Here is a 14,756-nt window from a genome sequence, read left to right on the forward strand (position 1 = left end):
ACTCCGTTTTCTGGCGCGACTCCCGAAACGGAGCTGGCAGACAGGTAGTCCTTTGCTTGAGATGGCGGAAGGCGCATCATTTGCACGTAATCATTGCGTTTGACGCCGTGTCAGATCGTGCCGGCCATGCTAAGATCATCATATGTCGCATCCCGACCTCAATCTGCTTGTCACGCTTGACGTGTTGTTGACGGAAGGCAGCGTGGCGCGCGCCGCCAGAAGGCTGCGGCTGAGCCCGTCGGCGATGAGCCGGGCGCTGGCGCGATTACGAGAGACGACGGGCGATCCGCTGCTGGTCAGGGCCGGACGCGGCCTCGTTCCGACGCCTCGGGCCCTCGAGCTCCGCGAGCGCGTCGGTTGGCTTGTGCAGGACGCCGAAGCCGTTTTGCGCCCTGTTGAGATGCTCGACCTGAAACGGCTTGTGCGGACCTTCACGCTCAGAAACCAGGACGGCTTTGTCGAGAATTTCGGGCCGGATCTCATTGCGCGCGTCGGCGAACAGGCACCGGGCGTGCGGCTGCGTTTTGTGCTGAAGCCGGACAAGGACAGCACGCCTCTGCGCGACGGCAGCGTAGACCTGGAGACCGGCGTTGTCGGAAAGGCCACGGGACCGGAGATTCGCGCGCAAGCGCTGTTCCGTGATCGTTTCGTTGGCGTCGTGCGAATGGGACATCCATTGTGCGAGGTGATGATGACCCCTGCCCGCTACGCAGCCGGACGGCACATCCTCATCTCCCGTCGCGGGCTCGACAGGGGACCGATCGACGATGCCCTTGCGCCGTTAGGGTTGAAACGGGAGGTCGTGACGGTCGTCGGCGGCTTTTCGGAAGCTCTGGCTCTGGCGCGTGCCTCAGACCTGATCGCCAGCGTTCCCGAACGCTATACGGGAAACCTGCGCGATGGAATGTTCTGTTTCCCTCTGCCGGTTCCCCTGCCGGAAATCTCGGTCTCACTTTTGTGGCACCCGCGGCTGGATGCCGATCAGGCGCACCGCTGGCTGCGCGGCTGCGTTCGAGACGTTTGCGCCGGAATAACCCGCTGGATCTCTTAAAGCGCAGCGGTCAAGGCGAGCGTTGCTGATCCGATCGCGGCAACTCGGCGTTGCAGCTGCGGCGATTCCGGCCGACCGCCTCGCTGAACCCGGTTAGGTCGAAATCGGCCTTGCCTCGCCCCGACAGCAGCCCGAACCGTCAGGACAGCAGGAGCCGGTCTGCTCAAAAACCAATCGCCTGATCCCGTCGGCACCATCCCGAACCAGCCTCAGCCCACGCGAGGGGGCGGCCTTTCACGATCCGGCAGAACGCCGTGTTGTTCGGTGGGCCAGCAGGTTTTTTCTTCGCCGCAGCCGTCTTCTTCTTGGGTTCTTCCACATCATCGCCATTGCGTTTTCGGCTGACGGGAAGACCGCACTAGAATTTCGACCGGAAATCGAGCTATGATGCATTTGGCATTTCCTGGGACGGCTTCGCGCCCTTGGAATGCCGGGAGGAACGGGATATGGCCATAGCGCTTGTACTCGTTTTGGTAGTTGTGGGCTCAGTGTTGTTCCACTTCCTGAGCCCATGGTGGTGGACGCCGATTGCCTCTAACTGGGACTATATCGACAACACCATCATCATCACCTTCTGGATCACCGGCGTCGTCTTCGCCGCCGTCGTCCTATTCATGGCTTATTGCGTCTTCCGCTTCCGTCATCGGGAAGGCAATCAGGCGGCATACGAACCCGAGAACAAGCGGCTCGAATGGTGGCTGACGATCGTCACCGCAATCGGCGTCACCGCCATGCTGGTTCCCGGCCTGTTCGTCTGGAACCAGTTCGTCAGCGTCCCAAGCGACGCAACAGTGGTCGAAGTCGTCGGCCAGCAATGGCAATGGAGTTTTCGCTTGCCCGGCAAGGACGGCAAGCTCGGCACGTCCGACACCCGCAACGTCAGCCCTGAAAATCCCCTCGGCGTGAACGCCAGTGACGCCAACGGCCAGGACGATGTCGTCGTCGAAGCCGCCGATCTGCATCTGCCGGTCGGCAAGCCGGTCAAGATGCTGCTCCGCTCGATCGACGTGCTGCACGATTTCTACGTGCCGGAATTCCGCGCCAAGATGGACATGATCCCCGGCTCGGTCACCTATTTCTGGTTCACCCCGACCAAGACCGGAACTTTCCAGGTCCTGTGTGCCGAACTTTGTGGCCAGGGGCACCCGTTGATGAATGGCGTGGTCATGGTCGACACGCCGGAAGACTATCTGGCGTGGCTCGGCGAACAGCAGACTTTTGCGCAATTGTCGGCCCCCCAGCAGGTGGGCTCGGCAGATTAGACGCCGGCAAAGACGGCGATTTGGATTGAAATTGCGGCAGGGCTCGAAACTGTCGAACCTGGCCGAAAAGGACACGGAGGTGTTCCTATATGGTCGATGTCACACCTGCAGATGCGGTACCGCCAGCCGAAGTCGCGGAGATGGAACTCTATCATCCGCACAGTTGGTGGACGAAATACGTCTTTTCGCAGGACGCCAAGGTCATCGCCATCCAGTATTCGGCGACGGCGACGGCAATCGGCATGGTGGCGCTGGTGCTGTCTTGGATGATGCGGCTGCAGCTCGGCTTCCCCGGCACGTTCGACTTCATCACCCCGGAAGCCTACTATCAGTTCATCACCATGCACGGCATGATCATGGTGATCTACCTGCTCACGGCGCTCTTCCTGGGCGGCTTCGGCAACTACCTGATCCCGCTGATGGTCGGCGCGCGCGACATGGTCTTTCCCTATGTCAACATGCTGAGCTACTGGATCTACCTGCTCGCCGTGCTGGTTTTGGTCTCGAGCTTCTTTGCGCCCGGCGGACCGACCGGCGCCGGCTGGACGCTCTACCCGCCGCAGGCGATCATGACCGGCACACCAGGCGGCCAGGACTGGGGCATCATCCTGATGCTCGTCTCGCTGATCCTGTTCATCATCGGCTTCACCATGGGCGGCTTGAACTACGTCGTGACGGTGCTGCAGGCCCGCACGCGCGGCATGACGCTGATGCGCCTGCCGCTGACCGTCTGGGGTATCTTCACCGCGACAGTCATGGCGCTGCTCGCCTTCCCGGCGCTGTTTGTCGCCTGCGTGATGATGCTGTTCGACCGTGCGCTCGGCACCAGCTTCTTCATGCCGGCCATCGTCGAGATGGGCGAACAACTGCAGCACGGCGGCGGCAGCCCGATCCTGTTCCAGCATCTGTTCTGGTTCTTCGGCCACCCCGAGGTCTACATCGTGGCGCTGCCGGCCTTCGGCATCGTGTCCGACCTGATCAGCACCCATGCGCGCAAGAACATCTTCGGCTACCGGATGATGGTCTGGGCCATCGTCGGCATCGGCGCGCTGAGCTTCGTGGTCTGGGCGCACCACATGTATGTCAGCGGCATGCATCCCTATTTCGGCTTCTTCTTCGCCACCACGACACTGATCATTGCCGTCCCGACCGCGATCAAGGTCTACAATTGGGTGCTGACACTGTGGCGCGGCGACATCCACCTCACCGTGCCGATGCTTTTTGCGCTGGCCTTCATCGTCACCTTCGTCAATGGCGGGCTGACCGGACTGTTTCTCGGCAACGTCGTCGTCGACGTTCCGCTGTCGGACACGATGTTCGTCGTTGCCCATTTCCATATGGTCATGGGCGTCGCCCCGATCCTGGTGATCTTCGGGGCGATCTATCACTGGTACCCGAAGGTCACTGGCCGGATGCTGAACGAGGCCATGGGCCAGTTCCATTTCTGGGTCACCTTCCTCGGTGCCTATCTGATTTTCTTTCCCATGCACTACATCGGCCTGATGGGCGTGCCGCGCCGCTACCACGAACTGACCAACACGGCGGTGATGACCGAGTCGGCCCACGATCTGAACGCGTTCATCAGCATCATGGCGTTCCTCGTCGGCTTTGCCCAAATCGTGTTCCTGTTCAATCTGATCTGGAGCATCCGCCACGGCCGCGAGGCCGGCGGCAATCCGTGGCGCGCCACGACGCTCGAATGGCAGACGTCGGAAACACCGCCCCCCCATGGCAATTTCGGCAAGGAACTGCCGATCGTCTATCGCTGGGCCTATGACTACAGCGTTCCGGGCGCCAAGGAGGATTTTATCCCGCAAAACGTGCCGGGCTCCTTCGGATCCTCCAGGGAGCCGGCATGAGCGTCATTCTGGTCTTCCTCCTCGTCATCGTCGGCTTTGCCGGATGGTGGCTTTCCCATCAGCGGCTGATGGCCAAGCCATGGCTCGAGCAAGGTGTGATCGGGGATATTATCGGCCCGGAAGGATCAGCGCTGCCGACCGCCAAGATCGGCCTCGGCGTCTTCCTCGCCGTCGTCGGCTGCCTGTTTGCGCTTTTCACCAGCGCCTACTTCATGCGCATGGCGCTGTCGGACTGGCAGGCGCTGCCGCTGCCGCGCGTGCTCTGGTTCAACACCGGCGTGCTGGTCCTGAGCAGCATCGCGCTTCAATGCGCCTCGGTCGCTGCGCGCCGGGGCGAGATCGACGCGGTCAGACTCGGCCTCGTCACGGCTGGGCTCACCGCGCTTGCCTTCCTGGTTGGACAGCTTGTGGCTTGGCGGGAACTGACCGCCGACGGCTACTTGCTAACCGCCAATCCGGCCAACAGTTTTTTCTACCTGATAACCGGGATGCATGGGCTGCACATACTGGGCGGGCTGGTGGGCCTGGGCAGAACAACTGCCGGCGCCTGGAACGGAGCACGGCCGGAGCGGCTTCGCCTCAGTGTCGAACTGTGCGCCATGTACTGGCATTTCCTGCTTTTCGTCTGGCTCGCCATTTTTGCACTTCTGGCCGGCTGGGCCGCGACTTTTATCGAGATTTGCCGACAGCTGCTGACCTAGGAGGGCCGGACGGATGGCAGACACGACAGTGACGCATACCGGCCAAGCACAGGCGCGGCCAGCTGGTTTGCAAGGCGTCGCCGCCGATTGGTCCTCGGATCAGCGCGCGTTCAAGAACGTGTCCTGGGGCAAGGCCATGATGTGGATCTTCCTGCTCAGCGACACCTTCGTCTTCGGCTGCTTCCTGCTCTCCTACATGACCGCGCGCATGTCCACCCGAGTGCCGTGGCCCAATCCGAGCGAGGTCTTTGCCCTTCATATCGGCGGCTCGAATATTCCACTGATCCTTATCGCGATCATGACCTTCGTGCTGATCTCGAGCAGCGGAACGATGGCCATGGCGGTGAATTTCGGCTACCGCCACGACCGCCGCAAGACGGCGATCCTGATGCTTCTGACCGCAGCACTCGGCGCGACCTTCGTCGGCATGCAGGCCTTCGAATGGACCAAGCTGATCTCCGAGGGGGTACGGCCCTGGGGCAATCCGTGGGGTGCGGCGCAGTTCGGGTCATCCTTCTTCATGATCACCGGCTTTCACGGCACCCATGTGACGTTCGGGGTGATCTTCCTGATCATCGTGGCGCGAAAGGTCTGGCGCGGAGATTACGAAACCGGGCGGCCCGGGTTCTTCACCAGTCGCAGGGGCAGCTACGAGCACGTCGAGATCATGGGGCTCTACTGGCATTTCGTCGACCTGGTCTGGGTGTTCATTTTCGCATTCTTCTATCTTTGGTGAGAGGCAGACATGGCTTTGGTGAGAGGCAGATATGGCTGAAGCAACCGCAAACGGTCTGGGGCAACATACGCTGCACGGAACCCAAGCGCATGATGCGGCAGCAGCAGCAGGCATCGCCCCTGCGGAGGTTCATCAGGAGCACCCGATCAAGCTCTATCTGGTGGTCTGGGTATGGCTGTTCATCCTCAGCGCCTGCTCCTATCTGGTCGATTATGTCGGCCTCCAGGGCTATCTCAGATGGTCGCTGATCCTGATCTTCATGATGCTCAAGGCCGGGCTGATCGTCGCGGTCTTCATGCACATGGCTTGGGAGCGGCTGGCGCTGACCTATGCGATCATATTGCCGCCGATCCTGGTGCTGGTGTTCGTGGCAATGATGGTCTTCGAATCGGAGTACACGCTTATCACCCGGACGCTGTTTTTTGGGACCGAGCCCTGACGCGCAATCCGGGTCGGGCAGCATTTCCCGCCGAGGACCGGAGGGGCTGTTCACGGCCCGCTCCGCCTTGCCTTGAAACGGTCGACAGCTGGCCCATTTTTGTCACCACCGGAAAACGACAGAAGGAGAATGATTTTCGTCGTTTCTCCGTCGCGAACTCCAGGAAGGGAGGCTCAAGATGACGATCGCAAACAGATTGAAGGACTTTATCGACGAGAAAGGAATTTCCTACGATACCGTCGAGCACCACCGCACGTCGACAAGCAGGCAGTCCGCCTTAGCGGCGCATGTGCCCGGCAGCATAATGGCCAAATCGGTGGTGGTTCACCACGACGGTGGCTATGCGCTGGCCGTGGTGCCCAGTACGCACAGGATCGAGCTCGGCACATTGCAGGACGTCATGCACCAGCGTATCGGGCTCGCCTCCGAGGACGAGGTGGTTTCGCTCTTCGAGGATTGCGACACCGGCGCCATCCCGCCGATCGGCGCGGCCTACGATGTGCCGGTGATTGTCGATGAAAGCCTCGGCAATGCCGGCGATATATATTTCGAGGGTGGCGACCACAGGACGCTCGTGCATGTCAGCGGCAAGGATTTCCGCAACCTGACCAGCGACGCACAGCAAGCCCGCTTTAGCTACCCGGCTTACTAAACGCTCTTGCCAACCTGCCGCAGCGGCCTCTCGCTGGTGCGGCAGGGCAGAATTCTTTCTTTCAGTCCGCCGGTCTGGTGGAGGCCGGCGATTCCACGACTTTCCGATAGACGTGCCAGGTGGCGTGACCGAGGATCGGCAGCACCACCGCCAGCCCGGCGAACACCGGCAGCGAGCCTATGATCAGGGCGACGGCGACGATCAGGCCCCAGACAGCCATCACGATCGGGTTCGCCAGGACCACCCGCACCGAGGTATGGATAGCTTCGTAGGCGCCGACGTCGCGGTCGAGCAACAACGGGAACGCGACGACCGTGGTGCACAACACGACCGCGGCGAAGACGAAGCCGATCGCGTGGCCAACGATAATCAGCGTCCAGCCGCGTCCGGTGGCGAATATTTCACTGATGAAGCTGGACAGTGATTCCGGCGGAGCCGAACCGAACACCTGCTGATAAAATATCTGCGCGGTCAACAGCCAGGCGATGAAGATCGCAAGCAGCATGATCCCGACCGCCGCGATGGCCGGCAGCGCTGGAGAGTTCCTGACCTCGAAAGCGTGGCTCCATGAGGCGTCGAGCCCGGCCTCTCTCCGCCGGCTGATTTCATATAGGCCGAGCGCCGCGAATGGACCGATCAGCGCAAAACCAGATACTAGCGGAAACAACAGCGGCAACGCGTTGTTGCCCGACGTCCAGACAGCGAGCACGACGCCGACAAGCGGATAAATCAGGCAGAGGAAAACGATGTGCGACGGTTTGACCATGAAATCATCGACGCCACGCTTGAGCGCGTCGAAAAGGTCGGAAACGCCTATCTTTCGAATTCTGGTGTGCTCCAGCGTCTCGCTGGCGCCTGCAATCACGTGAAAACTTGCCATGACCATTTCCTCCAGACCAGGTCCGGTAAAGGTCGCGATTTCACGGTGCTGTCGTTCAGCGTGACTGGCCACGCAAAACCGCGACCTGCACCATGATCAACATACGCTCTTGCATGGCATTTGTCGCCGCCCTTTGTCTGCGGGGACGGCTCCGGTGATCCCGCTAGCTCTAACGGCCTTTCTTCGCTAGTCTCAAAGCTGGGTTGAAGGGTGAAGGTCATGGATGGAAAGACCGTTCTTATACTCGGCCTTGGCATAGTTATTCTGCTGGTGCTGGGATTCTGCGCAGTGCCAACGTGAGGTTTGGGCAGGTTCGGGCGCACCTCGTTCAGCAATCGCCGATTTTCAACCCGGCAAACAATCCGAGAACATCAGGATTCAATGCAGCCACGAGGCAGGTCATGCCGTCAATTTCCGGCTGAGATGACGACACGCATTGCAACGGTATCGGCAAGCAGCACGGCAAAGATCGCGAAAAGATAGAATATCGAATAGGCAAATAGCGCCTTTGCGCGTTTCATCTCCCACCCTTCAGCCCACCTTTTGTCGACCAGAAGCTTCCAGGCATGCCAGATGAAACCCGCGCCCAATGCGGTCGAAACACTCCCGTACAATCCGCTCGCGAATCCGAAAGCCCAAGGGAGCACGCCGATTGGTGCCAGGATCAGCGAATAGACGAAGATTTGCTTTCTGGTCGAAGCCTGGCCGGCCACATTCGGCATCATGGGAATGCCGGCCGCGGCATAGTCGCCGATCTTGAACAGCGCGAGCGCCCAGAAATGCGGCGGCGTCCAGAGGAAAATGATCAGAAACAGGACGAGACTTTCAACCCCGACGGCGCCGGTGGCGGCCGCCCACCCGATGACCGGAGGAAGCGCACCCGCGGCGCCGCCTATGACGATGTTCTGCGGCGTCGAGCGTTTCAGCCACATCGTGTAGATGACGACGTAGAAGAAGATGGTGAAGGCCAGCAGCGATGCGGCGAGCCACCCCACCAGCACGCCGAGCGTCATGATCGCAAGTACGGAAAGCACCAGGCCGAAGCCGAGCGCTTCGCCTGGCGTGACCCGACCTGACGGGACCGGCCGCTTTGACGTGCGCGACATCAACGCGTCAATATCGGCATCGTACCACATGTTGAGTGCCCCGGCCGCTCCCGCTCCAACCGCAATTGCACCGATTGCAATCACGGCGATGACCGGATTCATCGCCCCGGGCGCCACCATCAGGCCGACGAAAGCGGTAAAAACAGCAAGCGCCATGACGCGTGGTTTCAGAAGCGCGAAGAAATCACTGACCGTCGCTTCAGAGATCTGGATACCGGTATCCTTGAAGCCGCTTTCCCTGGCCGACATTTCAGGCAACCACCGATGGGGGCAGGCAATTTGGCCGGCCCATCGGCCGGCGGAAGAACCGGGTCATTTGGAGAATTGCTTCAGGTAGGCGATGACGTTGGCGAGATCCTCGTCCTTCTTGAGACCGGGAAACGCCATCTTCCCACCTTTGATCATGGCCTTGGGATCGCGAAGATAATTCGTCAGCGTGGCGTCGTCCCATTTGACGCCGGATGCGCCCGCCTCGGTCATGGCTTTGGAATACTTGAACCCCGGATGCGTGCCGGCCGTCCGGCCGATCACGCCGCTCAACGACGGACCGATCTTGTTTTTGTCCTCGTCGACGACGTGGCAGGCCTTGCATTTGGCGAAGACCTTCTCACCCGCGGCGGCATCCTGTGCCTGAGATTGGTTTGTGATGAACGTCGCAACGGAAGCGACGGCGAAAAACGCGATTGCACGCATGGCATTCCTCCCCGATCGCCAAATCTGCCTTGGACGATCTGCGCCTGCCGACACTTCGCCAGCATGCGCCCCTTGCACGACAGAGCGGAATATCCGCGTCTCCCGCATGGAATTGCGGCATCTACTTACCACAGAATCCGGCCGGCAGATAGATTGCCCCGAAGCGATTAGGAAGCTCGATCGGCGTCGAGCGCGATCGGAACGCATACCGTGTAAAGGCGTTAGACCAGCTACGGTTCAGCGTCCACGAGATCAAAGATCAGAGAAGTGTCCATGAACGACAGGAGCGTCCTGGAGGTGCGCCACGGCACCCGCACGATCGATGGCGAGACGGTGTTTTACAGAGAAGCAGGTCCTGAAACCGCGCCGGTGTTGCTGCTTCCGCATGGCTATCCCTGCTCATCCTTCCAGTATCGCCGGCTGATGCCGGCGCTCGCCGATCGGTGGCGGACGGTCGCGCCGGATTTCCCCGGCTTTGGCTACAGTGGAACCCCCGATCCGGCACGGTTCGGTTTTGATTTCGACGCCTATGCAACTTTCCTGGAGCGGTTTACCGACGCGCTGGAGCTCGGCAGCTACGCCCTATGGCTGCACGATTACGGCTCGCAGATCGGCCTGCGCCACGCTATAGCGCACCCATCGCGGATCAGGGCCCTGATCATCCAGAATGGCGATATCTACGCGGATGCTCTTGGCCCGAAATACGAAACGATCCGGCGTTTCTGGCGGGATCCTTCACCAGCAAACCGTGCACCGCTCGAACAGGCGGTGAGCGAAGACGGCTTTCGCTCCGAGTTTGTAGGCGAAGTCGATGACGACGTCGCTCGACGTGTCCCGCCCGATATGTGGAAGTTGCATTGGCCGCTAATGAATACGGCTGTGCGCCGTGCGCTCTCAGTCGGACTGATGGAGAAGCTCAAGGCTAATCTCGACTGGTTCGCTCGTTACCAGGAATACCTGCGCGAGCAGCGGCCGCCGGCAATGATCCTTTGGGGGCCGAGGGACGAATACATGCCCGAGCCGGCGGCGCGCGCCTATTTGCGCGATCTCCCCGAGGCCGAGCTGCATTTGCTGAACGACGCAGGGCACTGGCTGCTGGAGACCCATTTCGAGGTCGCCCTGCCGTTGGTGCGACGGTTTCTTGGCAAGGTCCTGCATTAATCCCCGCGCAGAGGAGCATTTCATGACCGACAACGTCACAATTGCCCGGATCTGGCGGGGAAGGACACGCCGCGATCTGGCAGACGCCTACGAGCCATATCTGCGCCGCGAAGGCATTCCGCCGCTTCAGGAGAAGGCACTTGGCGTGCAGTCGTTTCGCGAAGATCGCGAAGAAGAAACAGAGTTCGTGACGATCTCGTACTGGCCTGACGTCGAAGCCATGGCGAGCTTCACCGGCGGCGACCCGCACAAGATCCACCACCTGCCGCGTGACGAAGAGTTTCTCATTGAACTACCCAAGCGAGTGACGGTGATGCGGATCCTCGTCAATCAATTGCCTCGCGACTAGGGCAGCGGCGGCCTTGCGACGTCGGCAGCAACGAAAAGGCCGCCCCGTGGGCGGCCTTTCACATCCAGCAGAATGCCGTGTTATTCGGCGTCCTTGGCAGCTTTCTTCTTCGGCGCGGCCTTCTTCTTGGGCTCGTCCGCATCGTCGGCCTTCTTGGCGTCGGCCGTTTTCGCAGCGGCTTTCTTCGCCGGCTTTGCCTTGGCCGTCTCGGTGTCCTCGTCGTCGGCCATCAACTCTTCCTTGCTGACCTTGACGTCGGTGACGGAGATCTGGCTGAGCAGATGGTCGACCACCTTCTCCTCGAACATCGGCGCGCGCAGCGTGTTTAATGCTTCGGGATTGCTGCGGTAGAATTCGAAGGCTTCCTGCTGCTGGTTGGCCGGATAGCGGCGCACCTGCTCGAGCAGACCGCGCTGCAGTTCCTCGTCCGAGACGGTGACGCCGGCCCTCTCGCCGATCTCGGCGAGAACCAGGCCGAGACGCACACGACGCTCGGCAAGCCGCATATACTCGGCGCGTGCCTCTTCTTCCGTCGTCTCCTCGTCGGCGAAGGTGCGGCCGGCGGCTTCCAGATCACGGTTGACCTGGTTCCAGATGTTGTTGAACTCGGCCTCGACGAGCTTCGACGGCGCCTCGAACGAGTAGGCGGCATCGAGCTGGTCGAGCAGCTGGCGCTTGATCTTCTGGCGCGTCATCGAACCGAACTGGTTCTCGATCTGGCCGCGCACCACTTCACGCAGGCGCTCCAGCGACTCCAGGCCGAGATTTTTGGCCATCTCGTCGTTGATTTCCAACGCACCGGGCTTGGATACTTCCTTGACGGTGACATCGAAGGTGGCTTCCTTGCCGGCCAGATGCGCCGCCTGGTAGTTTTCCGGGAACGTGACCGTGACCTGCGTCTCGTCACCGGCCTTGCTGCCGACGAGCTGGTCCTCGAAGCCGGGAATGAATTCCTTGGAGCCGAGCACCAGCGGCTGATCCGTGCCGGCGCCGCCGCTGAAGGCTTCGCCATCGATCTTGCCGACGTAGTCGATCGTCACGCGGTCGCCTTCGGCGGCCTCGCCGGCCTTCGGCTCGTAGGTGCGCGCCGATTCGGCGACACGCTGGACCTGCTCGTCGATTTCGGAATCCGGCACGTCGAACACCTGACGCGTCACCTTGATCTCGGAGAAATCCTTGATCTCGATCGGCGGAATGATCTCGTAGTTCAGGCGGAACTCGAAGTCGGCACCGCCGGCAAGGATCTTCTCGGCTTCCTTCTCGTCCTCGGTCATGATCACTTCGGGCTGCATGGCAGCCTTTTCGCCGCGCCCGGTAATGATCGAACGGGTCGAATCGTTGAGGATCTCGTTGACCACTTCGGCCATGAACGACTTGCCGTAGACCTTGCGCAGGTGCTGCACCGGCACCTTGCCGGGGCGGAAGCCGTTGATGCGGACCTTGTTCCTGGCATCGGAAAGCCGCGCCATCAGCTTGGCTTCCATATCACCGGCCGGCACGGTGATCTTGATCTCGCGCTTGAGACCGGAGTTGAGCGTTTCGGTGACCTGCATCATAGAACCTTTGTTTCCACCAATGAGCAGCCAAACGGCTCCTGCCGTTTACAGCCTGCCGGTATTATCTTGCCGGGAATGGCTTTTGGTGCGGGACTTGGCGATCTGTCCGCCCAATGCGGCTCAAATCCTTCAGAAATACGCTCCAAAATGTGAATAAGCCCTTGTTTTTCCTACTTCTTATCACATTCTGCAGAAGCGGATCGTCGCATCCCGTCACATTCGACACGCCTTTTGTCACAGGCCCGGCTAATTTTCAACCATCTTCGCATCTACAGCGCCGCGCGTCCTCTTGGACGCACAAAGGACGCTGTAGGACCTTCATTTTGGCGCGTGATCCTTTCCGAAAATCGCTTTTCCGATTTCGGGATCATGCGCCGGCGAACGGCCCTTATTTTGACCGCGACATTGACAGAATGATGACTACATGGGATTGCCGGGCGACGCGGATGTGGCGGAATTGGTAGACGCCCTGGATTTAGGTTCCAGTGCCGAAAGGCGTGGGGGTTCGAGTCCCTTCATCCGCACCAAGTTTTTCACCTGAAAGCCTGGAACGCTGGCGTCTCTAGATGGCGCGTTGTTCGGCAGAGCATCAATTGGCCCTTCTGAAAGCTGACCTGCTCAAGATGGCTGCCGGGAACCAGCCTCGGCGAGCCACGTTGCTAGGTCATGGACCTTCACAAAAGGATCGTGCAATGGCGAAAGACCTACCCCGCGAGGAAGAGCAACGCGGCACCGGAAAGGTCCTCATGTGGGGCGCCGCGATCATCGCTATGCTTTTTGTCGCCCTAATGGCCGTGTTCATCCTCGGGCCGTTCTGGTCGTAGCCACCATTGGCATTGCGAAACTCCAGGCCGCCTACTCCTCGAAGACCTGGCAGGTGAACCATTCGGTCAAAGTCGCAAGTTCAGGTCCCAGCACGCGATCGTCGCCGACCGGCGGCACGATGCTTCTTATATCCGCGACGAACGACTGAAGCGCCGGAGGAGCCACGCGCTCGGTGACATGCAATGCCTGCGAAGCGATCACCGCCAGCATCGCCATCGCGGCATCGAGACAGCGGCCGGAGCGTGCTTCCTTCGTCCAGGCGAGGAACACCGTCGTGGCGACATCGTCCTGTCCGGCACCGGCCGATTCCGTTCCCGGGATGAAGGTGCGCTGCGCCGAAAGTTTCGCCTGCTCCAGATAACCCGTGATCGCCATCGGCACATAGCCGACATTGCCGTGGCCGTCGCTGTCGCTCCAGTCCCGCCCTGTCAAAAGCAGATCGGGCAGGAGCGAGACCTTGCCGTTCAAAAGCTTCGAGGCGTGGCGGTCGCACAAGAGGCAGATGTCGGCCCATATCGCCGCCAGATCGTCCAGGGCGGGTGTTGCCATGGCATTGTGATAGCCGCCCGTGCTGATGCAGCGCCCGAGCGGATACCCGTCGTCAGGCGGGATGTAGACCGGATTGTCCGATACCGAAGCGAGCGACACGGTGGCCGCCCGCTCCGCCGATGCCAGCGCGCGATGCGCGTGCCCGAGGATGCGAGGGACGATGCGGTAGCTGACCGGTGCCTGGTAATTGCGGCGCCCGGTGCCGGCGCCGGCAAGGAACTCCCTCAATCCCCTCAGGGCCGCCGCTTCGTGTTCATCGCCCCAAAGCGCATCGAGCGCCGGGTCGTAATGTTCGAGCGGCGCGCGAAACGCCTCGATCGAAAGCGCAAAGACTTTTTCGGCAAGGCGAATGCGGCGGCGAGCCGCCAAGGCCGCGTCGGCCACGAGTGCGGCAGCGCAAGGCGAACCGTTGATCAGCGAGCCTCGTTCCTTGACTTCCAGGTCGAAGCGCGTCGAAAGCTCCGCAAACAGCGGATAGAGCGCGAGGATTTCACCGGCACCGCCCTGACCGGAGGATGGCACCATGGGCATGGGTCCGCCGTCCAACATCGCGGCGACGGCGAGCGCCATGCGCGGTGTCGTCGCGGCATTTCCCTCGAGGAAATTCGCCAGCCGGGCGAGCACGATCGCCCGTACCACGCGGTCTGGCAAAGGCTCGCCGAATGATGTTGCGGCTGCGAACGCCTTGATGCGCGCATGGCGACCCCGCTCGCTAAGTTCGAGCCGCCTGCTTGCCAGTTCTCCCATAGCGGTGGTTACGCCATAGATGACCGGAACAGGGTCGGTTTCAATGAGACGCAGGAACGACGCGCGACACTCTGCGATGCGCTGCAAGGCCTTGCCGCTGATTTGTACCGTGTCTTTTTTCCAGGCGACGCGGAAAACGGAGCTGAGATTTATGTCTTCTCGTGTCGTCAGGATAGTTGTCATGTTTGAT

Annotated in this window: 15 protein-coding genes and 1 tRNA gene; 11 read left to right on the forward strand and 5 right to left on the reverse strand. The window is 60.9% G+C overall.

Going from position 1 to position 14,756, the window contains the following annotated elements; translation table 11 throughout:
* Positions 1-142: 142 nt before the first annotated feature.
* The 7 genes from AC0L2M_RS02710 (at position 143) to AC0L2M_RS02740 (ending at position 6,700) form a co-directional block, all read left to right on the forward strand.
* Complete coding sequence (locus tag AC0L2M_RS02710; protein WP_287229341.1) at positions 143-1,051, forward strand: LysR family transcriptional regulator; 909 nt, start codon at positions 143-145, stop codon at positions 1,049-1,051.
* A gap of 446 nt (positions 1,052-1,497) precedes the next feature.
* The gene (coxB, locus tag AC0L2M_RS02715) at positions 1,498-2,313 is read left to right on the forward strand and encodes a cytochrome c oxidase subunit II (protein WP_128169951.1); all 816 of its coding nucleotides are present in this window, start codon (positions 1,498-1,500) and stop codon (positions 2,311-2,313) included.
* Positions 2,314-2,402: 89 nt separating this feature from the next.
* A complete protein-coding gene (gene ctaD, locus AC0L2M_RS02720) occupies positions 2,403-4,172 on the forward strand; it encodes a cytochrome c oxidase subunit I (protein WP_128169952.1) in 1,770 nt (589 codons plus the stop codon).
* Positions 4,169-4,873: a cytochrome c oxidase subunit 3 gene (locus tag AC0L2M_RS02725; protein ID WP_128169953.1), complete on the forward strand. Its 705-nt coding sequence runs from the start codon at positions 4,169-4,171 to the stop codon at positions 4,871-4,873. The genes ctaD and AC0L2M_RS02725 overlap by 4 nt, the downstream gene beginning before the upstream one ends.
* A 13-nt stretch (positions 4,874-4,886) precedes the next feature.
* Complete coding sequence (locus AC0L2M_RS02730) at positions 4,887-5,609, forward strand: heme-copper oxidase subunit III family protein (protein ID WP_128169954.1); 723 nt, start codon at positions 4,887-4,889, stop codon at positions 5,607-5,609.
* A 31-nt stretch (positions 5,610-5,640) separates the two neighbouring features.
* Positions 5,641-6,048 (forward strand): cytochrome C oxidase subunit IV family protein, encoded by a 408-nt coding sequence (locus AC0L2M_RS02735; RefSeq protein ID WP_128169955.1) that lies wholly within the window; start codon positions 5,641-5,643, stop codon positions 6,046-6,048.
* A gap of 178 nt (positions 6,049-6,226) precedes the next feature.
* Complete coding sequence (locus tag AC0L2M_RS02740) at positions 6,227-6,700, forward strand: aminoacyl-tRNA deacylase (protein WP_023802548.1); 474 nt, start codon at positions 6,227-6,229, stop codon at positions 6,698-6,700.
* A gap of 61 nt (positions 6,701-6,761) precedes the next feature.
* Here the strand turns inward: AC0L2M_RS02740 and AC0L2M_RS02745 are convergent, their stop codons facing one another.
* The 3 genes from AC0L2M_RS02745 to AC0L2M_RS02755 all read right to left on the reverse strand — a co-directional run bounded on the left by AC0L2M_RS02745 (position 6,762) and on the right by AC0L2M_RS02755 (position 9,379).
* Entirely contained in the window at positions 6,762-7,580 is an 819-nt protein-coding gene (locus AC0L2M_RS02745) for a DUF2189 domain-containing protein (protein WP_077381723.1), read from the reverse strand.
* A 407-nt stretch (positions 7,581-7,987) separates the two neighbouring features.
* Positions 7,988-8,935 carry a heme o synthase gene (locus tag AC0L2M_RS02750; RefSeq protein WP_473533960.1) on the reverse strand — a complete coding sequence of 316 codons (948 nt, stop codon included), beginning with the start codon at positions 8,933-8,935 and terminating at the stop codon, positions 7,988-7,990.
* 63 nt (positions 8,936-8,998) lie between these two features.
* Positions 8,999-9,379, reverse strand: coding sequence for a c-type cytochrome (locus tag AC0L2M_RS02755; protein ID WP_128169958.1), 381 nt, complete (start codon positions 9,377-9,379; stop codon positions 8,999-9,001).
* A 273-nt stretch (positions 9,380-9,652) separates the two neighbouring features.
* Between AC0L2M_RS02755 and AC0L2M_RS02760 the strand changes: the two genes are divergently transcribed.
* Complete coding sequence (locus AC0L2M_RS02760; protein ID WP_128169959.1) at positions 9,653-10,540, forward strand: alpha/beta fold hydrolase; 888 nt, start codon at positions 9,653-9,655, stop codon at positions 10,538-10,540.
* Positions 10,541-10,562: 22 nt separating this feature from the next.
* Complete coding sequence (locus tag AC0L2M_RS02765; protein ID WP_473533961.1) at positions 10,563-10,889, forward strand: antibiotic biosynthesis monooxygenase family protein; 327 nt, start codon at positions 10,563-10,565, stop codon at positions 10,887-10,889.
* Positions 10,890-10,969: 80 nt separating this feature from the next.
* Here the strand turns inward: AC0L2M_RS02765 and tig are convergent, their stop codons facing one another.
* Positions 10,970-12,442, reverse strand: coding sequence for a trigger factor (gene tig, locus AC0L2M_RS02770; protein WP_128169982.1), 1,473 nt, complete (start codon positions 12,440-12,442; stop codon positions 10,970-10,972).
* Between the two features lie 445 nt (positions 12,443-12,887).
* On the opposite strand from tig, the gene AC0L2M_RS02775 reads away from it, so the two are divergent.
* Together AC0L2M_RS02775 and AC0L2M_RS02780 are read left to right on the forward strand one after the other, a co-directional pair.
* Positions 12,888-12,972, forward strand: a tRNA-Leu gene (locus AC0L2M_RS02775).
* A gap of 165 nt (positions 12,973-13,137) precedes the next feature.
* A complete protein-coding gene (locus tag AC0L2M_RS02780) occupies positions 13,138-13,269 on the forward strand; it encodes a hypothetical protein (protein ID WP_287176100.1) in 132 nt (43 codons plus the stop codon).
* Positions 13,270-13,300: 31 nt separating this feature from the next.
* Here AC0L2M_RS02780 and AC0L2M_RS02785 read toward each other — a convergent pair whose 3' ends face one another.
* A complete protein-coding gene (locus AC0L2M_RS02785) occupies positions 13,301-14,749 on the reverse strand; it encodes an aromatic amino acid lyase (protein WP_287345728.1) in 1,449 nt (482 codons plus the stop codon).
* Between the last annotated feature and the right edge of the window lie 7 nt (positions 14,750-14,756).

It is taken from the genome of Mesorhizobium sp. WSM4806, from assembly GCF_055811635.1.